We start from the raw sequence: 22,283 nt of genomic DNA, 5'->3' as shown, positions 1-22,283 counted from the left end.
TTGATGGCCGCCGCAGCAACCATGCCGCGGCATTCCTTCATCACGCGCCCTCACCCGGCGCGATGTTCAGGTAGATCCCCGTGTCCGTTTCCCGCATCGCGCTCGCCGCAGCGCTATCCCTAGCCGCCATTCCTGCCCATGCCGAGGACACCGAGAGCCAGCTGATCCTGGTCGTCGGCCAGCGTGACGCGCCGATCTCGATCGATCCCAGAGGGCTTTCGGTCAGCCTCGGCCACGAGCAGTTCGACGGCATAAACGCCCAGAATGTCGAAGACCTGATGAAGTACGCGCCCGACTTCTTCGTACGCAAACGCTACGCGGGCGATTCCAACGGAGTGCCCGGCTTCCGCGGCACCCACTCGAGCCAGAGCGCCCGCGCACTGGTGATGGTCGACGGTTTCGTCGTTTCTAATTTCCTCGGCAACTCGTTCAACTTCGCACCGAAGTGGGGTGTGGTCGGCCCGGGCGAGGTCGAGCAGTTCGACATCGTCTATGGCCCATACTCGTCGCGCTATTCGGGCAACTCGATGGGCGGGATCGTCAACATCACAACCCGTGCGCCCGAACGGACCGAAGCCTTCGCTACGGTGCAGGGCTTTGCCCAGCCTTACGATCAGTATGCTACGCACGACACTTATCTCGGCTGGTCGGGAGAGGCCGGGCTCGGCTGGCGGCAGAAGGACGGGCCCTGGTCCGCGCGTCTCTCTGCCCGTCACTTCCGCAACGATGGCCAGCCGATGAGCTGGTACGGGCTCGCCCCTGCGATCGGCACAGCGCAGGGTACTCCCGTCACCGGCGCGATCGTCGACGCCGGCCAGGCGATCCCCAACGCTCCGGGCACCGCGAGCAACCCGATCTTCGCCGCGCAATCGCCCGCCGCGATCACGCAGGACCAGGCAAAGCTCCGGCTCGGCTATGACGGCAGTGCCGTTACCGGCGAGGCGCTGTTCGCCTATTGGCACAACGTCGACCGGCAGGAGGCGCCCGACTGTTACTTACGCAACCCGGCCGGCGACCCCGTATGCGAAGGGCGGGTCACGACGCTCGGCACGGCCTGGAACGCCAGCGGAGCGCGCTGGTCGCAAACCGTGCGCGACGAGTATCTCGCGGGCCTGAAGCTCGCCGCTCCGTTGAGTGACGCGGTCACGGCGTCATTCAACGTCTCGACCTATCAGATCGCCCGCTCCGACGGTTTCACCTCGGCCAGCTACGCCGCCGGGGAGGACGACGGCCCCGGAACTCTCGCCCGGCAAGGACCGACCGGCTGGTACACCGGCGACCTCACGTTCGAGGGCCGATGGGGCGACTTTGAGCTGGCGGCCGGCGCAACCGGGAATCTCTATCGCACCGACCTGACCAACTACGCCTTGCCGAACTGGCGCGACGATGCGGGCGCGACGTTCTCGTCGCAGACCTTTGGCAAGACCCGCCTTCTCTCCGGCTGGGCCGAGGGCCGCTACATCCTGAGCCAGTGGACGCTCACCTTAGGAGCGCGATACGAAGATTGGCGGGCGTTCGACGGCGGCCTCGGCCGGCTTGGCACCAACACGCAGCCGGTATTCAACACCTACGCCGCGCGAGGCGATAGCGCGTTCGATCCCAAGGCTTCGCTCGAATGGCGCAATGGCGCCACCAGCGTACAACTCACCCTGGCCGAGGCGACGCGCTTCCCGACCGTGGGGGAGCTCTTTCAGGGCAGCCTCAATGGCGACGGGAGCTTCAATCCCGACAGCTTCGACCCGAACCTGAAGCCCGAACGCTCGCGCGACGCCAACCTGCTGGTCGCGCGCGACTTCGGCGTGCTTAAGCTCACCGGCTCGCTGTTCTGGCAACGGGTGCAGGATACGATCTTCAGCTTCGTCGGCTTCAACCAGAACGGGGTTACAACCTCCAACTACAAGAACATCGACCTGACCCGGCAATATGGCGCCGAGCTTATCGCCGAAGCCCGCGATGTGGGGCTCTCCGGGCTCGACATCGACGCCAACGTGGCCTGGATCGATTCCGAGACCGTACGCAACGACAGCGCCCCGTCGGCCGAGGGTGTGCAATTCCCACGCATCCCGCGCTGGCGCATCAACGCCAACGCCCGTTACGCGATCACGGCCGACGTCCTCGCGTCGGTCGGAATGCGTTATGCCTCGCGTCCCAACACCGACTTGTTCGGTCTCCAGCGCGGCGACACCTTCGGCTACACGTCCGAGCTGTTCGTCCTCGATGCGCGGGTGAACTGGCGGGCAACCGACCACTTCCGCTTCAGTGCCGGGATCGACAACATCACCAACAACAAGGCCTGGGTTTACCACCCCTACCCGCAACGCAGCTTCACCATCGAAGCGGGGTGGACGCTATGAGCACCGCCCCTCGCTACGAGCGCTGGTATCTCGCGGTCTGGCGCTGGCATTTCTACGCCGGCCTGTTCTGCGTGCCCTTCATCCTTTGGCTTTCGGTCACGGGCGGGATCTACCTGTTCAAGCCGCAGATCGAGAGCCTGCTCTACGCTCCCTATCGCGGCGTGGTGGTGGAGAGCGGTCCGCTGCTCACTCCCGCTCGGATCGTAGAGGCAGGCACTGCGGCAGTCCCTGGCTCGGTGCTGCACAAGTACGTGCTTCCGGAAGACCCGGCCGACGCCGTTCAGCTCCTCGTTGGGGCGGGAGAGCGAGAGACCCGCGTCTGGGTCCACCCGCAGAGCGGCGAGGTGCTCCACAAGGTCGCGGAAGAGGACCGCCTGATGCGCGTCGTGTTCCGGCTTCATGGCGAGCTGCTGGCGGGCAAGTGGGGCTCGGCGCTGGTCGAAATCGCCGCGTGCTGGACGATTGTGATGATCCTCACCGGCCTGTTCCTGTGGTGGCCGCGCGGAGGGGCTGGTCTTGCAGGCGTGGTTTGGCCGCGCCTGCGCCGTGGCAAGCGTGTGTTCTGGCGGGACATCCACGCGGTCACCGGCCTGTGGGTCTCGATCGGGGCCGTATTCCTGATTGCATCGGGTTTGCCCTGGGCGACCAACTGGAGCGCCTACTTGCGCGAAGTGCGCGCGGTTACCGGCACGTCTGCGCTAAAGCAGGATTGGTCGAGCGGATCGGAGGCCGACGCCGCCGCCCGCGCGCAGCTCGACATGGGCGCCCGCGCGATGCTCGACGAACATGCCGGGCATCACGGCGTGACCATGGTACATGAGAAACCGACCGACCGGGCGCTCAACCATGTGATCCCGCAGGCGGCTGAGCTAGGTCTTGCCGCACCGGTGGAGATCAGCCCGCCCACGGCTCCAAACGGCTACTGGCTGGCGCAGTCGCAAGCCGCCAACCGGCCCGAACGCGGCGAAGCGGAGCTGGACGACAGCGGGGCTTTGATCGGCCGCCAGACGTTCGACCAGCGCCACTGGATCGACCGCGTCGTTGGTTATGGCGTCGCGGTGCACGAAGGCGCCTGGCTCGGCCTCGCCAATCAACTGCTCAACCTGGCGATCCTGCTCGGCCTCGTGACGCTGGCGCTATCCAGCGTCGTCCTGTGGTGGCGAAGGCGGCCCGCGGGCAAGCTGGGCACCCCGCCCGCCAGCGCCCCTCTCCGGCACAGCTGGGCGCTGGTCGGCGCTACCGTGGGTCTCGCCCTGCTGATGCCTCTGTTCGGACTGACGCTGGCCCTGGTGGCGTTTGCGGGGCGGGTTCTGCCTCGCGTGGCACCGGGCGCGGCGAACTGGGCTGGGATACGGCGTTAGCGGATCAGCAAGTTCCGCAGCCAAGCCGCGCCCGACCTGGAAGCTTCGCGCCAATCGGTGTCGTGCTCGCTGTCCGGCTCGAAACGCGCCGGATCCATAACCTTGACCCGCCCGGCGCGATACGTCCGCGGCTCACTGGTGACGAGCGTGAGGTTGTGAACCAGCGCGGTAGCGGCAAGGAGTCCTTCGCGATCCTCCGCATAGGGAATTTGCGCGCGCCGTCGGACGACGGCTGCGTCGATCGCAAGGATGCGCCCCTCGAAAGCCTGCGCGACTTGTCGGTCGAGCCAGTCACGCCATGCTAGACCGGCATCCTTTCCGCGCCGCGCGGTTACCGCCACGGCGTTCTCCAGTTCCAGCAGCGAGAGCGCCGACAAGAACATCTGTTGCGCAGAGGTGCGCTCTGCCCAAGCCACCAAAGCCGGTTCGCCTCCGGACCGGCGAGCCTCACGCAGGTCGAGCAGCATCTTAGTATCGAGAAGAAACATCAGCGCGCGGCCTTGCCGCCCAGGTCTGCCTGCGGATCCAGCGGCGCCACGGGAGCGCTATCAGGGTCCGCCCCGATCAGGTCGAGGATACTCTGCCGGTCGCCACTGAGTTTCCGGTAGGCGCCGATGCTTAAAAGCACATGGGTCGGGCGCCCCCGATCGGTCACGAATACGGGCTCACTAACCGCGAATCGCTTCGCCTTGCTGATGTCTTGATTGAATTCCCGCGCCGTGACGATCTTCATGCAGGGCCCCCAATTTCGAGCCTGAAGCGCCAAAAATGGTACCGCTCCCATGTAGGTACATTACTACAATGTAGCGCCATGGCAACAAGTCGGACCGGATGGCTGAAAATCGACAATCGGCTGATCGATTTTAGGTTGCAGCCGTCCCGCGGATTCGATGCTCTTCCCTTATCCCGCACAGACGGGGACTGGGACCTGGGGGAAAAATCATGGCTACCGACTTGGTGAGTCAGTTTCTTGCGGCAGCAGCTGACGTGTTCAACGCACACGGACCCGCCGTTCAAGCCGAGGCGAGCTTTTCGCCAACCGACTTTTCAATCCGCTTCTTTCTGCAACTGGCGATTATCATCGCCACCTGCCGCATTGTCGGCTGGTTGGGACAGAAGCTGCTCGCTCAACCGCAAGTCGTCGGCGAGATGATCGCCGGCGTCGTTCTGGGCCCCTCCCTGCTCGGGCTCTTTTTCCCGGATTTGCAAGCCGCCATCTTTCCCAAGGAAACGAAGAGCGTCCTCTATGCCGGGGCCCAGTTCGGCGTGGGCCTGTACATGTTCCTGGTCGGTGCGACGCTGCGGCTCGATCACTTCCAGACCAAGGCCAGGAGCGCGGTGGGTGTTTCGATCGCGGGGATCGCCACTCCGTTTCTGATGGCGTTCCTGATCACCCCCTTCCTGCTCGATATCCCGGGCCTGTTCGCCGAAGGGATCAGCCGCTTCAACGCCACGCTCTTCATGGGCGCCTGCATCGCGCTGACCGCCTTCCCGATGCTGGCCCGCATCATCAACGAGCGCGGACTGGCCAACACCTCCCTCGGTACCCTGTCGCTAACGGCCGGGGCGTTCGACGATGCGATGTCCTGGTGCGTGCTCGCGATCGTGCTCGCCACTTTCGGGGCCGGAGCGGGAGTCGCCTTGCTCGCCATCTTCAGTGGCCTGGCCTATGCCGCTTTCCTGTTTTTCTTCGGCAAGCGCCTCCTCGCCCCGCTTGGCCGCGCGGTCGAGAGAAGCGGCGAGATGAGCAACACCGTGCTCGGCATCACCTTGTGCCTGTTCTGCCTCTCGGCCTTCCTGATGGATGCAGCCGGCCTGCATGCGGTGTTCGGCGGCTTCCTGCTTGGAGCCTGCATGCCGCGCGGAAAGTTCGTGGAGGAGCTTCGGCGCAAGGTCGAACCCTTCGCTGTCGTTGTGTTGCTGCCGATGTTCTTCACCTACTCCGGACTCAACACCCGGATGGACATGGTCAACTCGGTCGAGCTGCTGGCGATTGCCCTCGGCATCCTTGTGGTGTCGATCCTGGCCAAGTTCGGCGCCTGCTGGGCCGCGGCGCGGCTTTCGGGCGAGGACAACCGCACTGCGCTCGGCATCGGCGCGCTGATGAACTCGCGCGGCTTGATGGAGCTGATCATCATCAACATTGGCCTGCAACAGGGCGTGATCGGCCCGGCGCTGTTTTCGATGATGGTGCTTATGGCGATCGTCACGACGATGATGGCCGGTCCCCTGTTCGAGGCGGTCTACGGCAAGAAGGCCCGCGAAAGCGGCGAACTCGGCGCCATTCAAGGCGAGGCAGCGCCCAGCGCCGCCTAGGGGCCTCTACGAGGCTCACGTCCGAAGGCCCCGCTCCTGCACGCCCTTGGGAGCGGGGCCTCTTTTTTGGGGGATCCTTCATGAAACTCTGGCCGCTGGTGCCCGCTGTCGCATTGTGCGCTACGGCTGTGCAGGCTGAAGACCTGCAATTGACGCCCTCTGTCGATGCTCGGTTGCGTTACGAGAATGTCGAGCAGGACGGCCTGCCGGGGGATGCCGACGCCCTGACCCTCAGAGCGCGGCCCGGCCTAACAGCAAAGAGTGGTGAATGGTCGGCGCTGGTCGAGGCGGAAGCGACCGTGGCACTCTCGACCGGATACAACGACGGCCTCAACGGCAAGACGCAGTTTCCGCTGGTCGCCGATCCGAGCAACCTTGAGATCAACCGGGCGCAGATACGCTACTCCAGTTTGAGCGGGATGACAGCGACCGCCGGGCGCCAGCGGATCGAACTTGCCGATCAGCGCTTTGTCGGCCCCGCCGCGTTCCGCCAGAATGAACAGACTTTCGACGCGCTGCGGGTGCAATGGACCAGAGGCCGCCTCAGCGCGGACCTGACTTACGCTGGCAGTGTCCGGACCGTGAACGGATCGCGCGGCGCCGGCGCGCGGCCGAGCGCCATCGATGGCGACAACATCTTCGCTCTGTTGGGGTACCGGTCCGATATCGGTACGCTCGCCGGCTTCGCCTACCTCGTCGATCAGGACGATGTCGCCGTTCAGGGCTTCAGGCTCTCAAGCCAGACTTACGGCGTACGCCTAAACGGCAGCCTCGACATCGCGGCGGGCGCTAAGCTTGGCTACACCGCCAGCTGGGCCCGGCAAAGCGACTACCATCGCAACCCCAACGACTATTCCGCAGAATACTGGTTGGGGGAAGCCACCCTCAACTACAGCGGCTTCAATGCCTCACTCGGCTACGAAGTGCTTGGAGCCGATGACGGGACTCCGCTCACCAGCGTCCAGACACCGCTTGCGTCCTTCTTCAGGTGGAACGGCTGGGCCGGGAAGTTCAGCACCATTCCGCCCGATGGGCTGCACGATCTCTACGCCACGGTCGGCCACACCTTGAAAAAGGTCGGTCCGTTACAGGCCATCAATCTCGCCGCCACCTGGCACCGCTTCGACAGCGATCGCCTCGACCGCCGGTATGGCCATGAGCTGGACCTGGTGCTGAGCGCCCGTCACGGTCCGTTCGGCGCCTCCCTCCGCTACGCCGGTTATCGCGCGGACACTCTCGCGACCGACACGGACAAGCTGTGGCTGACGCTGGAATGGGCCGTGTGACGAGCCGTCGGGCCGTCAGGAACCCACAGTCGCGGCGGGCTCGCCGGCCTGAATTCGTTCGATCAGCGCCCGGTGCGATGGCAGATCGCGCGCCGCAAGATCACCGAAATGACGGATACGCTCGAAGATTTTCTCCGCCTCGTCGGTGTGCGGAAACTCGTCCCGGACCGGCGATAGGTCGGTGCGAAAACCCATGCCGTAGAGAATGTACTGGTAGTTGAAGAACGCGAAGCTTTCGTGATCGAGCACGAAGTCGAACCGGCTCGGCGGGCGATAGCTCCACTGTTCGAGCAGATCCCGCAACTGGTCGGGTATCGACGAGGCCGCGGTGTTGTCGCGCCAGAACGGCTCGACTCGTTGGCTTAGGCAGTAGTGGAGCTTGAGGAACTTGATGATGCTCTCGTAGCGGGCAACCATCAGTTCGTTGAAACGCCGGGCTGGTCCATCGGCAGGGCCATAGTGCGGAAACAGCTCCGCTATCATCGCCGCTGCGGCCTCGATCATCACTACGCCGGTCGATTCCAGCGGTTCGAGAAACCCTCCGGCCAACCCGACGGCGACGCAATTCTTCTCCCACGGACGGGTGCGATAACCAGCGCGGAATGGAATCTGTCGTGAGCTCACCTCAAGACTGCGGCCACCGGTATATCGCTCCAAGGTCCGAGCGGCGGCGTCATCCGACATGTGCGCGCTGGAATAGACGCACCCAACTCCATGCGCGCCCGAAAGGCCGATGTCCCAGATCCATCCGGCCTCGTGAGCGGAAGCGACTGTGTAGCTCCGCAGCGGCGAGCCCTCTTGGTCATAGGGCAACTTGCAGGCGAGCGCCCGGTCAGTGAACAGCACGTCGCCCACTTCCTTGAACGGCACGCCCAGCGCCCCATCGATGAGCTCGGCTCGAAAACCGGAACAGTCGACATAAAGGTCGGCCTTCAGGTTGCCGTGCTCGCGCGTCACGACATGATCGATCGCGCCGGTCTCGGGATCGAGCTCCACCCCGGTCATCAGGCCTTGCAGGTGATGCACGCCTGAGGCGCGAGCGTGATCCGAGAGTACCTCGGCGACTCGCGCCGCATCGAAATGATAGGCGTAGTTGAGCGGACCGGCGAAATCGCCCTCGTCCGCACCCTTGGGGGCCCGTCCTGCCTCAGCCACGCGGTTCTGGATCGACATTGCTTCTGCGAACGGAACGCGAGTCCGCTCATCCTGCAGCAGCCAGTAGGAGACCAGGCTGTAGCCCTCGGCATGGAATGGAGCCTCGAAGGGATGGAGGAAGTGTTCCTCCCGCCCGGCCGCAGGTGTCTGCACCCAGTTATCGAAGCGAATGCCTTGCTTGAAGGTGGCGGATGTCGTGCGGACGAATTGGGATTCATCGATGCCGATATAACGCAGGGTGTTTCGGATCGTCGGGAAAGTGCCCTCGCCGACGCCGATGATTCCGATCTCCGGCGACTCCAGCACGGTGACCCGAATCCGCGGATTGCGCGCCACATCGAAGAACCGCGCCAGATAGGCTGCCGTCAGCCACCCCGCGGTTCCGCCGCCCACGACAAGGATCGAGCGCTCTGCCATTGGGCTAGACATAGACTTGCCGCGTTCGTGGCGACAAGCAATCGTCGGCGCTTATCCTCGCAGGACTTGCAAGCAAGCAATGCCGGGATTGCTGAGATCAGGCATCGATACCGACCCTGCCGCAAAGTCTTTAGTGGGCACCAGACCCAATCCGCCGACCAACAAAGAAGCTTGCGCCAGCACTATTAGCCTCTGGCTCCCTACCGTCACCGGCACGGGCAAACACTGTTTCACGCTTTACTATGATCCAGTTCTGACCAAGGCCGCGCCTTCTGGACTCGAGAATTCTGTGAACTTCTGGATTGAATGAATATCTATTTTCGGTGTTCATGAGATGGTTAATAATATCTGATGTTGGAAAATCATTAGGTAATTTCACTTAAAGGGCACGATTTTCTGACCAATTTAACTGTTGATTAAGTTCGGTTTGAGTTTGACTTGGGCATTCCATTGCTTGGGCCAATATCGAATTTTGCCCGAGCGCCCTTCTGATTCGCTCATCGCTTGCGCAAACGGCTGATTCACGGCATTATTGTGAACTACAGCAAGAGGATGCGCCGCATGAACTGGAAGGTGCAAACGGTGCTGGCCGGCGTTATGGCCGCACTTGGGCTTTATGTGCTGTTCAACCCGGTAACCGTAACCGGCCTTGTGTTCGGTGTCGTTCCCTGGTTGCTGCTTGGGGCGGGGGCGATTTACCTGCTCGGCGTGATCTTTCGAAAGCGGCGGCGCCCCATTACAATGATCCTGCCGGGGCTGGTGGGCGTGTTCCTGGTCTATGCCGGGCTCAGCATGAAACTGGGCGACCCGCGCACAGTCGGGCCTGTGGACGTATCCTTCATTCTCTCGCTGCTGCTGGTCGGCGGCGGCATCGCCAAGCTGGCTTCGATCGCGGAGGTGCGTAAATCGCGCTACTTTCCCGCCTTCCTGGGTTCGGGCGTTCTCTCGATCGTGATGGGCCTGGTCGTGCTATTCAACTGGGCCGCGGTATCGGATGGCTTCCTTGGCGTCGTTCTGGGGCTGGAACTGATCGCAGACGCAGCGTTCCTTGGCGCTTTCGCTTTCCGGGACAAGGACAACGAAGAACACAAGGAAGCGCTCGGGCTGACCCCGGGCGGCTGAAACCCGGCTCAGTGGCCGCGGGCCCGCCGGTTCTCACTTGCGCAAAAGACCGGGGAAACCCCGATAGACAGCGCGCCTCTTCAGGTGCCCTATTTCCGCGTCGAATAACTCGGGAAAGCCGAGTGTTTGTGCGGACTTCGCCGCACCGGTTAAGGGAAGGAGCGGGCTATGCGCGTCGTTGTTGGAACCCTACTTGCGATGTTGGTCATGCTACCGGCCGCGAGCGCCCAGCAACAAGTGGAGCCGCTGCAAACGCCGGAAGAGATGCGCAACCGCCCGCCGCAGCAAGGCGGGCTCGAGGCGATCGTCCATCGCGACACCTTCTTCAGCGGGCCGTTCCTGTCAGTGAGAGCGTCCACCCCTGACTTGCGGCCCGGTTGGGACATCCGTTCAATTCGTGTGCGCAGCGGCGAATGGCAGATCTGCACTGGCCGCAACTTCACCGGCACCTGCCGCACGATCGACCGCGACTTGCCGACAATCCCCAACCAGTTCCGCACTATCCAGTCGATGCGTCCAACCGGCGGCTTCGGCACCGGCGTCGGCAATTCGTTGCGTGGAGCTACCGCCGAATTCTTCCCCGCCCCGTTGCGCAACGGCGAGCGCATTCCGTGCAACAACTCGAGCTGCGCCCGCACCCAAGCGAACCAGTTCTGTCGCTCGGTCGGCTGGATCATCTCGCGCAGCCAGGCCCTCGACAACATCGGCGGACGCACCGTGGTCGCGGACGTGCTCTGTGCGCGGAATGTGTTTTAGAGGTTCGGTTTCGTAGCTCGCATGCCCCAAGGATCGAAGTCACGAGCTCTAATCCAGCGGGTACAGACCCACTTCTCGCCTGTCTCGACGGGCAAGCCGGCATGGCGACTTGCCTGGTCGACCAAATCACCAACAGTGTTCGCGATGACGATGGCATCGCCGACTCTTCCTTTGAACTCAATGTCTGCGCCGGGGAAACGAGTTCTCCCGCCCGCATAGCCATCATTGAGGTAGACAATCACGGTAAGAACGCGCTGATTGGACTCGCCCGGCAAGCAGTCATGATGGAGCCGGTATTGCTGCCCGGGCGCGTAACGCAGGACCCCAAGCGGCTCGCCCTGCTCTGGCGATGTGCGGGTCACGGTCGCAATCCGACGGTTTAGCGCTTCAATCACGAGGTCTTGCTGTATGGGTCCCAGCACCGCTCCATCCGAGGTGCGGATGGGGTGCTGCATCATTCGCCCCGTTGTGGAATCTACGACGACAGACGGCGCGAGGCGCGGCTGAGCAAGTGACGCGACATGCGCGCACTCCACATTACTGAAGAGGTTGCGAATTACTTCAACGTGAGGACGCCGCGAGAGGGGCCTAACCTCTGGTACGAACTTCGGCGTGCCGATCCTGGTGAGTGGCATTGCGTCCAGCAATGAGATTTGGGCGGCGGCAGCCCGATCGGTCCTGGCGGCAGCGCGTAACAAGTCGACAGCGCGCGACCAGTCTGGTGGAAGCCCGCCCGCGCCGAGAGCGACGAAAACGGCGTGGATGATCGCGGAAGCGGAGTGACCGGAAGTTCCCGCAAGCTCGAAAAGCCGGCGTGCGACGCCGAAATCGCGTGAAAGCGGCTCACCATAGACGTGCCAGAGTGCGAGTTGGTGCATCGCATGAACGTCACCGCGCCGCGCAGCCGCCGCCACGAGCCCGACCGCTTCCTTCACCGAACCGACCGCAAGAAGGTCTGCACCTTGCGCTACCGCGGCAGAGTAATTTTTCACCGGGCCTGTCCGTTCACTGATCATCTCAAAAGGAAGGGGGCCGGATGATCCCCGCCCCCCCTCTTTTCTGTCAGACGTTAGAAGGTCGCCTTGAAGCCGGTATAGAATGTGCGGCCCCGGAAATCGTAAATCGCACTGCCTGCCCCGGTGGCCGTCGAACCAAGCGGCGGACGCGTGTTGAGGAAGTTATCGACGCCGAGATAGTACTTCAGGTCGCCACCGCCGACGCCCTTCGCGACTTCGATATCAACACGAATATCGTGATAGAACACCGCTTGGTACTTCTGGATATCGGCATAGTCCGCATCCTGAGGAGGACGACCCTGCAAGCTGTTGAAATCCTCAAAGTAATTGACCCACATTGGCCCAATGTAGCTCATCTGATAGCCAAGCGTGAAAGGTCCGCTGCTGACGTCGACGTTCCACCGGAACTCATCTTGGGGATCACCCAATTCACCTAGGAGACGATTTTCGAATTTAGAATCTGTCGGGTTCTGGAAGTTGCTGCTCTTCAACTGATGCGAGTAGAGAAACCGTGTCTTCAGCCTGGCGTCATCGGTAAAACTCGTCACGTAAGTGAGGTCGAAATCGATTCCACGGCGGACCCGCCTGGCAAAATTGAAGGGCGCAGAATTGAGCGAATTGCCCAGGACTTGCCCGGCCACTTCGCCGAAGGGTCCAGCACCAGTTCCTCGGTAGCGCTGAAACACGGCGCATAGAGGGTTGTCCATTGTCGGCTGGTCATAACAGCCGTTGACTATCTGCTGAGCGGTGAGCGAGGTGATCACACCGTTCACGGCGATGTCGTAGTAGTCGACGGTCAGCGACAGACCAGGCACAAACCCTGGCTGAATCACCGCACCAAACGTCCAGGAATCTGACGTCTCGGGCTTCAGGTTTGGATTGCTGCCGCTCAAGATGGGCAACGAATAAGATCCGGTCGGGATATTCGCCAGGAGCGAGCCTAGATCAGCTTCGCAATTGGTCGCGCGATACTGCGAACCCGAACCGATGTTGTTGACATTGCAGGGATCCAGGAAGCCGGGAGCGAAATTCGCCGTCACCGGTGAGCCACTTTCCGCGACGTTCGGTGCACGGACCGCGCGCCCGTAGCCGCCACGAAAACGTATATCGCGCACCGGCGCCCATTCCGCGCCCGCGTTATAGGCCCAGACCGTGCCGACAAGTCCCTTGTAGTCGGCAACGCGAGCGGCGCCATTGAGCGAAAGGTCGTGGAAGAAAGGCTTGTCGCTCAGGATCGGGAGTTGGAGTTCCCCAAAGGCCTCCTTGACCACGAACGACGGTGGCTCGAAGGTCGGTATGACGACCGCATTGGTCGCTCCTGACTCCACAAATGGGTCCTGCTGGAAGAACGCATTTTCACGTCTGTATTCAGCACCCAAGGCAAAACGAATGGGACCGCCGGGGAGCTCGAATACTTGGCTGGAATCGCCTGTGACGAAGCCATTGAAGACCAGTTGATCTATCGAGCCCGTGTGCCGGGCGTTGTAGCTAAAGTAGTTGACCGACTTACTGTTATCGGCGGCACCAAACGGGTTGTAGGGGACGCACGCAGCAACGTCGGCGGCAAGACGTGCGACGTTCTCCGGAGTGTTGGGATAGGGCACTGCCGCAGCCGGATCAAATTGCGCGCGGCATACGATCTGACCGCTTACAGGATCGACACCTCCATCGAGCGCCAACATGAAGCGCTGCCGATCAAGGAATCCGTAAGTAGAGGTTTTTTCCTTCATCTTGCCGTAGTTGGCGGAGACTTCGTACTGCCAGTCATCATTGAAGGTCCCGCGAAGACCACCGACGATCCGATACGTATCCCTCTGAAAATCTTCGTCTCGGATGCCGACATCAAGAAGATTCCGTCCGAGGACGAAGCGATAGCTGCCGTCTGCAATTCCCGCTATCTGATCTGAAGTGAGTTCGTTACGCGCCGAAAAGCTCGTATCGTATCCCGACGATAGGATCGCGTTGGCGAGTGTCAGGCGATCTTCGGGGCGCAGGAACGGGTTGTCGAGCCGGATGCGCTCACGCTCGTCGAATTGGACGCGCTGCCCTTGGATGAACGATGCCCCGGCGTTGGACCCCCTCGCGTTAACGCGGACATATTTTGCTTCGACGAACGCGTCCGCAGCTTCACTGAATTCGTAGTGGGCGAGAAGGTTGGTGTTGTAGCGCTGCATCTCCGGCAGGACTGACAGGAGCCGCCCCTCACGGCCCGTCTGGCCGTTGCCGCCAATGATGCCTCCAATAATTCCCGATCCGTAACGCGTGCCGGTCTGCGGCACCATCTCCCCCTCCGGCGTAAAGAGATAGGAACAGTTGTAGGGCGAGCCAGGGATCACTCCATTGCTAATCCCAGTACCGCAAAGTCCGCCATCTGGCTGAACGACCGGAACGAGACCGAAGCGATTGATGGAGGCACTGCGCAGATCGCGAATGAGAACACGATCGGGCATGCCATCGCTGCCGTTAGCAAGCCCGGGCGGATCAATATCGACCGTACCTAAGCCGTCAGCACGACGTAAACCGGCAATCTCGGAAGCGAAGACACGCTCCTGATTGGCGAATTCGGCGTGAATGGTAATGTTGCCCCGGCCGTCAGCAAAGTTCGTGCCCCCAAGGGTTGAAATGTACTGGTTCTCCCCGAATCCACCCTGGGATATGCCAGCACTACCGCGGACCTGAAGACCTTCGTAGTCCTTCTTCAAGATGAAGTTGACCACCCCCGCGATTGCGTCTGATCCGTAAACGGCGGAGTTGGCGCCCGTCACAACGTCAACGCGCTCGATCAGGTCGTTCGGGATGGTATTGACGTCGGTGGAAACGGCATACTCGTTGAGGTCACCGGCCACATGCCGGCGACCATTGACCAACACGAGAGTGCGCTGGGTACCAAGCCCGCGCAGATCGAGGAGATTGAGCCCTGCAATGCCGATGCCCAGACCGGGATTCTGCTGGGCATAGGTCGACCGAAACTGCGGAAGTTGATTCAGCGTATCGCCGATATTGGTCTGCGCTTGCTGAAAAAGGTCTTCGCCGTTGATGATCGTCACCGGCACCGGTGTATCAAGGTTTGGTCGACCAATCCGCGACCCCGTTACGATGATCACCTCACCCTCATCCTCACCCTGGCTCAGGTCGATTTCTTGCCCGAACGCGGGCTGCGACACGAGTGCGGCCAGGCTCAGAACTGCCGTGCCCGCGAGAAAAGAATGCAATGACCTCATGGTATTCAGTCCCTGTCTTCGGCGGCCCAATTCGTCCGCTCTCACAGGGCCAAAAGGCCGCTGGTATCCTGCGAAACAATACGTAGAGTCCGCATAGCGCGGAGGGGTGGACGGCTTCTCTGAGGGAGCTTGTGACCCGCAGGTTACTGTTTCGATTGACGTTTCATCCGCCCCCGTGGCCAAGATGCAACTGCGGGGCGAGCTTGGACTACCTGACCGGCCGCACCTCGCCCAGCTGGACAATCTCGGCGTCGGCTGGAATCTCGATCTCGTAGGCCGCGCCCTCCTCTCCAACCAGCTCGATGCGCCAGGGGCCGGGCGCCAGGCCGACGAGGCCGAAGCGACCGTCGCGGTTGGTGAACAGGGCGAGCGGTTCGCGGTCGAGATGGTCGAGCTCGCGCGCGGTGCCCGACACGAGCGAAACCGGTTGGCCCGCCGCGTCGAGCAAGCGGCCCGTGGCACTGACGTTGTAGTCGGAACCGACGGTCAGCAGGTAACCGGCGCGGTAAGGTGGGAACAGTCGGAAGGCGCCTTGCCCGAGGTCGAGATTGATCGCGGCCTCGGGGGCCGAAATGATCAGCGAGCGGTCGCTGTAGCTGCTTAGCGAGGGTTGCAGCGCCGTACCCAGAGCGCCGGTGCTGGCGGCAGCGGAGTCGCCGGTGGGGTCGACCAGGATCTCGTTGTCCCGGATCGCGCGGTGGGCTTTGACCAGCGCGAAAGCGTCGTAGATTGGGCGGCCCACAGTGACCGCGCCGTCGGCCACGGCCAGCGAGGTACCGAACCGCAACGAGCTGCGCTGGCCGGTCGAGGCGCCCAGGTCGCGTTCGAAGATGCCGAAGTGGCTGAAGCCCAGCTCGGCGCGGTTGCCGTAGTAGTTGGCGTTGACGCTCGCCCCGGTGCCGATGTCGCTGTGCTCGACGTCGGCGTTGAGGGTGTAGGAGACGAGCCCGGTGCCGCCAAAGGTCTGGTAGGAGACTCTCGCGCGGTCGTAGCGGCTGTCGAAATCGCTCCGCAGGCTCGAACGCCGGCCAAGGCGGTAGGTGAGGGAAAGCAAGGTGCCGAGATTGGTGCCGCGACTATCCTTCTCGTAAGTCAGGTCGCCGGTGAAACTGAGGTTGGGTGCAATGTTCCAGCTGACCATGCCGCGCAGGCTCTGAACGTCGGGCTCGTCGCCGCGGCCCTGGGAGTACCGGGCGTCGATCCCGGCGTAGAGGTCGTAGGTAAGCGAGCGGCCGTAGCTAGCGCCGACAATCAGCGAGTAGGGATTTTCCGGCACGCGAATGCCGATCGGGGCGAAGTCCTTGCTCCGCGCCTCGACCGAGAGCGTGAGCGTGTCGGCCGAAATGCCGCCGCTCGCGAACGTGCGCTGGAAGTTGAGCAGACCCGCCCAGCCGCCGCCGACGTCCTCGACATGCGAGGCCGAGGCGAGGCCGGCGAGCGAGCCGAAGGGTGTCGCCAGCACCACCTCGCCGCCGCCCATCCAGCCGTGGGTGTCGACCTGGAGGTTGGCTCCAAGCGTAAGGCGATCGCTGATCCCACGGCGGTAGAAGCCGCTGAACGCCGGGGTGTCGCTGTAGACGGGGCCATGGAAGCCCAGCGGGGCCAGGGCGCCGGCGTAGAAGGCGAATTCGCTCAGCCCCTCGGCGAGCTGGGCCTGATCGAGAAAAATGTTGAAATTCGCCCGTTCGGTGCGGCCCGAGTCGTCGGTGATTGTGAGTTCGACGTTGTTCGCGCCTTGGGCAAAGGGAAAATCCTGCAGGTCGAAAGTGCCCGGGTCGAGCTCGATGCGCCGGACGAGCTGGCCGTTGATCCGCACCTCGACCATCGAGCGGCGGTCGAGCTGGAAGCTGCGGCTGCCCCGCGGGCGGATCACGGTCTGGGGGTCGAGGATCGAATAGCGGCGGCTGACCCCCAGGCCCGCTATTTCGGGCGCGGACTGGAAGCCGTAGGCGACGGTCAGCTGGTCGCCCGCGGACCAGCGCACCAGGTGCTTGCGGTCGTCGTAGACCAGGCGCGTGCCGCGTCGTTGGTAGTCGGCGCCGGGCGCGTCGGGCTGGAGGTTCAGCTCGCCTTCGAGCACGACACCTTTCCAGCGAGCCGCGCCGTCGATGAACATGACCGGGGCGGAGACGCCCTCGTCTGCGTCGTCCTCTCCCTGCTGGACCCAATCGACCGAGCCGCGGACGTTGAGGTAGGCGCTGAACCTGGCGGGCTCCATATAGTTCACCGTCCGCCCCAGCGCCGCACCGAGGCCGATGACGCTGGCCGCGCGGCTCGAAGGGGCGATGTCCATTTCCACCTGCAGGGTCCGCGGATTGTAACGGATCGTGATCCCGGCACCGGCCAGGTCGGTGCTGGTCAGGCGGCCGTTGGCTGCGAGCCGACTGAGGAGCATCTCATCCGCCTGGGCAGTCAGGCGCGGCTCGAGGAGCGCGAGCAGGCGGGCGGCCGAAAAGCTGGCGCTGCCGTCGGCGCCGAGGGTGAGAGTTGCGTCACCGAGATAGACCTCGCCATCCATGATCGGCGCGGTGAGGACGACGGACCGGCCGGAGGGATTGATCTGGTTGGCCGGCAGTTCGGGCACGATCAGGATCAAGCTTTCGCCGGTGCGCGGACTGCTCTCCTGCGCTTGCGCGACTTGACCAGCGAAGGCGCCGGCTAGAACAACTATCCCGCCCGTCCAGAACCGAAGCCCCCGCACGACGTCAGGCGTCTGGGGTATACCGGACCGTGACCGTCCCATCGGCGGAGGGAAGAGGCTCCGGCAGCACGACGCGGCGACTTTGCATTCCACCAATCAGACCGTAGCCGAGCGACTGCTGGATCTGCGGGCCGGTCAACTCCTTGCGGAACAATTCCTGCCCGGCCGCGCTGCGCTGCACGATTTCGAGGCGACCTCGGGAGAGGTAGCCGTGCGCGACCGAGGAATTGCTGGCGACGATGACCGGCACGGGCTGCCCTTCGGCATTGCGGCCGATCTCCGCGGAAGAGATGGTGATCGAGGGTTGGGCATCGCCAGGCGCGACGCTGACCAGGACCTGGAAGTTGTAGAGCAGCTGAATGTTCGCCCCACCCTCGTCCGTCTGCACAGGCAATTGTGAGACGGTGACGTAGAAGTGCTTGCTCTTGGCCAGCACGGGATCGCCGACGTACTGCACCCGGAAGTTCTGGCGCTCGCCCGGCTGGATCACGGCCTGAGGCGGGAATACCGCCAGTTCCTGCGTGTCCTGTCCGGTGGCGTGAACACCGTCTTCGGTGAGTTCGAGCGATTGCATGGTCAATTCGACAGCCAGCGGCCGGTCGAACGTGTTTTCGACGATGATGACTTCGCTCATCGCCCGGCCCGCGGTGGCCAGGTCGATCACGACCGGCTGGACCGTCATGGCTTCGGCAGTGATGGGAGCAACCAGGCTTGCCATCGCGGCCAGACCCAGTGCCAGGGAACGCATTTTACGGTTCATCGCGCGCATGGCTTCCCTCCAGTTCCCCCTCTGCCCACGGCTGAATAATGCCGTAGTGTGCGGCTTGTGCCCCTACTTAGGCAACTTAACGGAGAAGCCGCGGGTTTTATCCGCAAGCCCGGAACGGGCAGACGCTTCGTATTCCTCTGCAAGGTACAGAAGGTCCGCTCGTTCCGGGATATCTGCCACCGCAGCACGCTCGCGGAGTTCCGCGGCGAGCTGCAGGAGCATGTGCGGGGTCATCGGTCGGCAGTCCTTACGGAGCGGCCGTGATGATGATGTCGACGCTGCCGGTGTAGCTACCGGCCTCGAGGATCGCGGTGGAGTTCGAGGTGATACCGTCGAGGATGGTCAGCGTGACGTTGTTCGCTTCGGCGGCCAGACGGTCGCCGATGCGGCCGGTGGTGGCGCCGCTGTTGAGCGACAGGTCGGTGATCGCGGTGGTCGTGCCTTTGGCGCCCTTGGCAGCCAGCTTGGCCGAGTAATCGACCGTGTTGGTGTAGCCGTTCGGCGAGTTGGTCGCGGCGGTGTTCACCAGCGAGCGCGCTTCAACCGACAGGTTGGGGTTGGTGCCGTTGCAGCGAACGGTGAAATTGCGGCTCAGGCCATTGGTCGCGCCGGCAAAGGCTTTGTCGACGGTGCCGTCAGCCTTGGCGAGTTCGCCCAGGTTGATCGTGCCACTGATCGGATCGGTGGCGCTGCACTTCGCGGCGACAGTGCCGTTCACGACAACAGTGCCGCTGGCCGACTGAGCCATGGCAGGGGTGCCGACGATCGCGGCAGCGGCGAAAATAAGGGTAGCAACAGACTTCTTCATTACCGATCTCCAATGACCCCTACGGGTCCGCTATTGGTGATCCGGTAATACGCGGCGGGTCGGGGACCCACTATCTAGCCGCCAGCGAATTCGGCGCTAACCGGCGGCGGCAAACGCTATATCGTCCGATATACCCCAGCCGTCACAACCCGGCGCACGACTGCGCACCAGAAGCCATGATGATCGGTGTAAAGGTGATCGTGACCGTGTCGGCATAGTCGGAGGACGGCGTCTTTCCGGCCCCCCCTTCGGTCAGCTTCGCGCGGATCGGCAGAACTCCTGAGGTTCCGGCCACGCCTGCCCTCGCGCAAGTCTTGGTGCCAAAACTGGCGTTGGAGGCGGTGTCCTGGCCCAGGAAGCGCACGCTGTAACGGATCGTGTCGGACGAGCTGGCCAGGTTGCCGCCGGGGAAGGTGAGGCGGAAGTCGTTATCCGAACGAAGGCGCACCTCGAACGGGCCGGAACTGCGCACGCGCAGGGAATTGCTCGCCGAAGTGGTAAAGCTCGCCGGGTTCGCGAGAACTTGTGCGGTAGTGACGTCCCCGATCTCCCCAAAATCCAGCGTCGATCCTGCATAGTAGGCCTGCAGCGCGCTCACAGTGTTGACGTTGACGCGAACCGCGCGGATTTCGCGTGTAGGGGAAGAAACGCTCTGCATCCCTCCTGCGCCTGAGCAGATGTAGAGGATGTCGAAGTAGATCGATTCCCCTGCCGAGAGGTCGGTCCCCGGTGGCACCGTGACGCGCAGGTTGAGCGCCGTCGACAGATCGGTGGCCGAACTTCCACCGAAGGTATAGCGGATTTCGCCCGCGGCCCCTGCCCCGCCGTCCTTCGAGTTGAGCGAGCGAGGACGGCCTGCCGTGCTGCCTTCCTGGTAGAGGACACTCTGCCCCTGATACGTCACCTGCAGCGGGGGAGTGCCGGCGGGCGCGACGAGGACGAGGCTCACTTCGGAGGTGCGGCCGGTCTGGGTGTTGCGGTTCCGTTGTAGGATCAGCGGTATCGTGGCTTGCGACAGCCCGCCGGGCGAAAACGGATCGTAAGTGATTGTGGTCGGCGCGGTCGCGTAACCGGTGACGCCGCAGACCGGGGAGTACTGGACCTGGGCGGAGGCCTCGCTCGGCAGCGCGGCAACGGCAAGCATGGCCGTGGCAGCGGCTGCAAGACGCCAGGTCAGGATCTGGGCGATACCGTTACGCGGACCTGTGGGCGGGCGCCGTGCTGAGCGGAGCCCGGATGCTCCGTCCGCTCGACCCGAACCGAGGCCGAGCTGTTCGAGCACCGGATGGGATTTCGCTCGCTCGATGCCGATGCTTCCGACGCAACGAAGGCGGGAATGGCCCAGCAGCGTGGCGAGACATATCCCGAGACCGTAACCCGCTGACTGGCCTGGGCCGTCGCCTGGCCCGCCGGTATGGCGAACGAGATCGCCAGCGCGGAGGCGCAGCATGCTTCGCCGTAGAGCACAAGTCGCCAGGAGAGTCCGTTTCTCATGCCACATGGATTACGGCTCCACTGGTAAAGATGTTCCCACCGTCAGGGTGCGATACTAATCGTAATTGTGAGGGTATCGGAATAGCTTCCTGCCAACAGAGGCTTGCTGTCGGTGTAAGGCTGGGCAGATACCCGCAGATAGGACCCGTTAGCCTTGGTCGAAGCTGCACCCAGCCGGAGGCCGTTGCTCGTGCTGGCGTTGCCGCCGAAAGCGCATCCTGCCCCCGACTTGAGAAGGGCGGCAGAGCAGGTGGCGCTGGCGTTTGTGCCGTTATCGGCGACCATCTTGAGCTCGACGTTGTAGGGCGCGCTCGAGGCATATCCGGTCACGGTCTCACCTTGGGCCAGCCCGCCGTTCAGAGAACTCACAGCGATGCGTGAGGCGCTCGTGCAATTGAGGCGGATCGTGAAGTCCTTGCTGAAGCCGGTTCGGTCGAACTCCGTCTGGCTGATCGTTCCCGACGGAGCCCCATCGGTGGCAAAGCCGCAGCGGTCACGCACCGAAGCGTGCACGTCGATGCCCACCTCGATACGGTTCACCGAGCCCTGGCCGGCGGCATAAGCCGTGTGCGCGGCTGCGGGTGCGGAAATCGCACCTGCCAGCAACGCCAGAACGGGAAGAACCAGAACCCTGAGGGATACCATATGCCGTGTGCCTGCGGCGGACACAGGCCCGCCAATTCACGGTGGCTTCTGGCGGTTTGCGGGCTGGGCGAATATTCATCGAGAGGCGAGAAACACCTTATCCCTTGGCGCCGCCGACTATATCCTTCGCCATAGTGATCACTCTTCACGGGCCGTGGCGAGAAGGATCAATTCGGTCCGGCTCTGCAGCCGAAGCTTCTCGAAAATCTTGTGGAGATGGACCTTTACGGTGCCCTCGGTGAGACCCAGCTCATCGGCGATTTCCTTGTTCCGCAGCCCGCGCTGCACCAGAGCCGCGATGCCGCGCTCGCGCGGAGAAAGCGGACCGAGCGGGTCGCGCTCGGCCTCGGGTGACGAGACGAAGTCCATTGCGCGTTGCATCACCTCCTGGTCGAACCAGCGGCGCCCGCTGGCGACCGCGTCGAGGCAGGCCAGCAGGTCCCTGGGGGCTGTGCCCTTGATGACCAATCCATTGACCCCGAGGCTCATCGCCTCTTTCACATCCTGGTCCTTGATGCTGCCGGTGAGCAGGACGATGGGCCGGTGATCTCCGCGCCCCCGCAAAGTCCGCAGGACATCGAGACCGCTGCGCTCCGGCATCTTGATATCGAGGACAAGGATGTCCGGCCGGGCGCTGGCCAGGATTTCGAGCACCTCGGAGCCAGATCTTACACTGGAAACGACCTCGAATAGCGATCCGGCAAGCAAGACCTCGATACCCGCAGCCGTCAGAGGATCGTCGTCCGCCACTAAAACTCTAGTCATTTCAAGAACATATCCCCACCCTGTTCGGTTCTGCGCCATGAGCGGTTACTGTCAATCGCCCAACAGGTTCCCGATGCCGCAGGCCAACGTGAGATTT

17 protein-coding genes are annotated in these 22,283 nt (G+C 63.1%); 6 read left to right on the top strand and 11 right to left on the bottom strand.

Going from position 1 to position 22,283, the window contains the following annotated elements; genetic code table 11:
* The first annotated feature begins 80 nt into the window (after positions 1–80).
* Positions 81–2,354, top strand: a complete 2,274-nt coding sequence (locus KK137_RS01730) for a TonB-dependent receptor (protein WP_214534331.1) — start codon at positions 81–83, stop codon at positions 2,352–2,354.
* Positions 2,351–3,715 (top strand): PepSY-associated TM helix domain-containing protein, encoded by a 1,365-nt coding sequence (locus KK137_RS01725; protein ID WP_214534330.1) that lies wholly within the window; start codon positions 2,351–2,353, stop codon positions 3,713–3,715. The genes KK137_RS01730 and KK137_RS01725 overlap by 4 nt, the downstream gene beginning before the upstream one ends.
* Here the strand turns inward: KK137_RS01725 and KK137_RS01720 are convergent.
* Both KK137_RS01720 and KK137_RS01715 read right to left on the bottom strand, forming a co-directional pair.
* Positions 3,712–4,203 (bottom strand): PIN domain-containing protein, encoded by a 492-nt coding sequence (locus tag KK137_RS01720; protein WP_214534329.1) that lies wholly within the window; start codon positions 4,201–4,203, stop codon positions 3,712–3,714. The genes KK137_RS01725 and KK137_RS01720 overlap by 4 nt on opposite strands.
* Positions 4,203–4,448 carry a type II toxin-antitoxin system Phd/YefM family antitoxin gene (locus KK137_RS01715; RefSeq protein ID WP_214534328.1) on the bottom strand — a complete coding sequence of 82 codons (246 nt, stop codon included), beginning with the start codon at positions 4,446–4,448 and terminating at the stop codon, positions 4,203–4,205. The genes KK137_RS01720 and KK137_RS01715 overlap by 1 nt, the downstream gene beginning before the upstream one ends.
* Before the next feature lie 209 nt (positions 4,449–4,657).
* Here KK137_RS01715 and KK137_RS01710 point away from each other — a divergent pair, with 209 nt between their 5' ends.
* Both KK137_RS01710 and KK137_RS01705 read left to right on the top strand, forming a co-directional pair.
* Complete coding sequence (locus KK137_RS01710; RefSeq protein WP_214534327.1) at positions 4,658–6,031, top strand: cation:proton antiporter; 1,374 nt, start codon at positions 4,658–4,660, stop codon at positions 6,029–6,031.
* A gap of 80 nt (positions 6,032–6,111) precedes the next feature.
* Positions 6,112–7,317 carry an alginate export family protein gene (locus tag KK137_RS01705; protein WP_214534326.1) on the top strand — a complete coding sequence of 402 codons (1,206 nt, stop codon included), beginning with the start codon at positions 6,112–6,114 and terminating at the stop codon, positions 7,315–7,317.
* A gap of 15 nt (positions 7,318–7,332) precedes the next feature.
* Here the strand turns inward: KK137_RS01705 and KK137_RS01700 are convergent, their stop codons facing one another.
* Positions 7,333–8,889 (bottom strand): tryptophan halogenase family protein, encoded by a 1,557-nt coding sequence (locus tag KK137_RS01700; RefSeq protein ID WP_214534325.1) that lies wholly within the window; start codon positions 8,887–8,889, stop codon positions 7,333–7,335.
* Positions 8,890–9,450: 561 nt separating this feature from the next.
* Here KK137_RS01700 and KK137_RS01695 point away from each other — a divergent pair.
* The gene (locus KK137_RS01695; protein ID WP_214534324.1) at positions 9,451–10,011 is read left to right on the top strand and encodes a DUF308 domain-containing protein; all 561 of its coding nucleotides are present in this window, start codon (positions 9,451–9,453) and stop codon (positions 10,009–10,011) included.
* A 168-nt stretch (positions 10,012–10,179) separates the two neighbouring features.
* Positions 10,180–10,767: a hypothetical protein gene (locus KK137_RS01690; protein ID WP_214534323.1), complete on the top strand. Its 588-nt coding sequence runs from the start codon at positions 10,180–10,182 to the stop codon at positions 10,765–10,767.
* Here KK137_RS01690 and KK137_RS16795 read toward each other — a convergent pair.
* From KK137_RS16795 to KK137_RS01650, 8 genes are all read right to left on the bottom strand, one after another.
* The gene (locus tag KK137_RS16795) at positions 10,764–11,702 is read right to left on the bottom strand and encodes a 2OG-Fe(II) oxygenase (protein ID WP_214534322.1); all 939 of its coding nucleotides are present in this window, start codon (positions 11,700–11,702) and stop codon (positions 10,764–10,766) included. The two genes, KK137_RS01690 and KK137_RS16795, sit on opposite strands and share 4 nt — an antisense overlap.
* Positions 11,703–11,836: 134 nt before the next feature.
* Positions 11,837–15,004: a TonB-dependent receptor domain-containing protein gene (locus tag KK137_RS01680; RefSeq protein ID WP_214534321.1), complete on the bottom strand. Its 3,168-nt coding sequence runs from the start codon at positions 15,002–15,004 to the stop codon at positions 11,837–11,839.
* A 208-nt stretch (positions 15,005–15,212) separates the two neighbouring features.
* On the bottom strand, positions 15,213–17,747 hold the full coding sequence (locus KK137_RS01675) for a fimbria/pilus outer membrane usher protein (protein ID WP_214534319.1): 2,535 nt from the start codon (positions 17,745–17,747) through the stop codon (positions 15,213–15,215).
* On the bottom strand, positions 17,710–18,453 hold the full coding sequence (locus KK137_RS01670) for a fimbria/pilus periplasmic chaperone (RefSeq protein WP_250893544.1): 744 nt from the start codon (positions 18,451–18,453) through the stop codon (positions 17,710–17,712). Before KK137_RS01670 ends, KK137_RS01675 begins: the two co-directional genes overlap by 38 nt.
* Before the next feature lie 268 nt (positions 18,454–18,721).
* Positions 18,722–19,282 carry a hypothetical protein gene (locus tag KK137_RS01665; RefSeq protein ID WP_214534317.1) on the bottom strand — a complete coding sequence of 187 codons (561 nt, stop codon included), beginning with the start codon at positions 19,280–19,282 and terminating at the stop codon, positions 18,722–18,724.
* A gap of 142 nt (positions 19,283–19,424) precedes the next feature.
* Positions 19,425–20,732, bottom strand: a complete 1,308-nt coding sequence (locus tag KK137_RS01660) for a hypothetical protein (protein WP_214534316.1) — start codon at positions 20,730–20,732, stop codon at positions 19,425–19,427.
* An 86-nt stretch (positions 20,733–20,818) separates the two neighbouring features.
* Complete coding sequence (locus KK137_RS01655) at positions 20,819–21,421, bottom strand: hypothetical protein (RefSeq protein ID WP_214534315.1); 603 nt, start codon at positions 21,419–21,421, stop codon at positions 20,819–20,821.
* A gap of 138 nt (positions 21,422–21,559) precedes the next feature.
* On the bottom strand, positions 21,560–22,186 hold the full coding sequence (locus KK137_RS01650; protein ID WP_214534314.1) for a response regulator: 627 nt from the start codon (positions 22,184–22,186) through the stop codon (positions 21,560–21,562).
* Positions 22,187–22,283 lie beyond the last annotated feature (97 nt).

The sequence above is a fragment of the Croceibacterium selenioxidans genome (assembly GCF_018599195.1).
GTDB lineage: Bacteria > Pseudomonadota > Alphaproteobacteria > Sphingomonadales > Sphingomonadaceae > Croceibacterium_A > Croceibacterium_A selenioxidans.
This window is presented reverse-complemented; position numbering and strand designations above follow the sequence as displayed.

Bases quoted from the DNA above. Each gene is read 5' to 3' on its own strand.
- KK137_RS01670 (WP_250893544.1), bottom strand. From the start codon at position 18,453: ATGCGTTCCCTGGCACTGGGTCTGGCCGCGATGGCAAGCCTGGTTGCT.
- KK137_RS01725 (WP_214534330.1), top strand. From the start codon at position 2,351: ATGAGCACCGCCCCTCGCTACGAGCGCTGGTATCTCGCGGTCTGGCGC.
- KK137_RS01720 (WP_214534329.1), bottom strand. From the start codon at position 4,203: ATGTTTCTTCTCGATACTAAGATGCTGCTCGACCTGCGTGAGGCTCGC.
- KK137_RS01675 (WP_214534319.1), bottom strand. From the start codon at position 17,747: ATGGGACGGTCACGGTCCGGTATACCCCAGACGCCTGACGTCGTGCGG.
- KK137_RS01695 (WP_214534324.1), top strand. From the start codon at position 9,451: ATGAACTGGAAGGTGCAAACGGTGCTGGCCGGCGTTATGGCCGCACTT.
- KK137_RS01650 (WP_214534314.1), bottom strand. From the start codon at position 22,186: ATGACTAGAGTTTTAGTGGCGGACGACGATCCTCTGACGGCTGCGGGT.
- KK137_RS01710 (WP_214534327.1), top strand. From the start codon at position 4,658: ATGGCTACCGACTTGGTGAGTCAGTTTCTTGCGGCAGCAGCTGACGTG.
- KK137_RS01690 (WP_214534323.1), top strand. From the start codon at position 10,180: ATGCGCGTCGTTGTTGGAACCCTACTTGCGATGTTGGTCATGCTACCG.
- KK137_RS01700 (WP_214534325.1), bottom strand. From the start codon at position 8,889: ATGGCAGAGCGCTCGATCCTTGTCGTGGGCGGCGGAACCGCGGGGTGG.
- KK137_RS01680 (WP_214534321.1), bottom strand. From the start codon at position 15,004: ATGAGGTCATTGCATTCTTTTCTCGCGGGCACGGCAGTTCTGAGCCTG.
- KK137_RS01655 (WP_214534315.1), bottom strand. From the start codon at position 21,421: ATGGTATCCCTCAGGGTTCTGGTTCTTCCCGTTCTGGCGTTGCTGGCA.
- KK137_RS01705 (WP_214534326.1), top strand. From the start codon at position 6,112: ATGAAACTCTGGCCGCTGGTGCCCGCTGTCGCATTGTGCGCTACGGCT.
- KK137_RS01660 (WP_214534316.1), bottom strand. From the start codon at position 20,732: ATGCTGCGCCTCCGCGCTGGCGATCTCGTTCGCCATACCGGCGGGCCA.
- KK137_RS01665 (WP_214534317.1), bottom strand. From the start codon at position 19,282: ATGAAGAAGTCTGTTGCTACCCTTATTTTCGCCGCTGCCGCGATCGTC.
- KK137_RS01715 (WP_214534328.1), bottom strand. From the start codon at position 4,448: ATGAAGATCGTCACGGCGCGGGAATTCAATCAAGACATCAGCAAGGCG.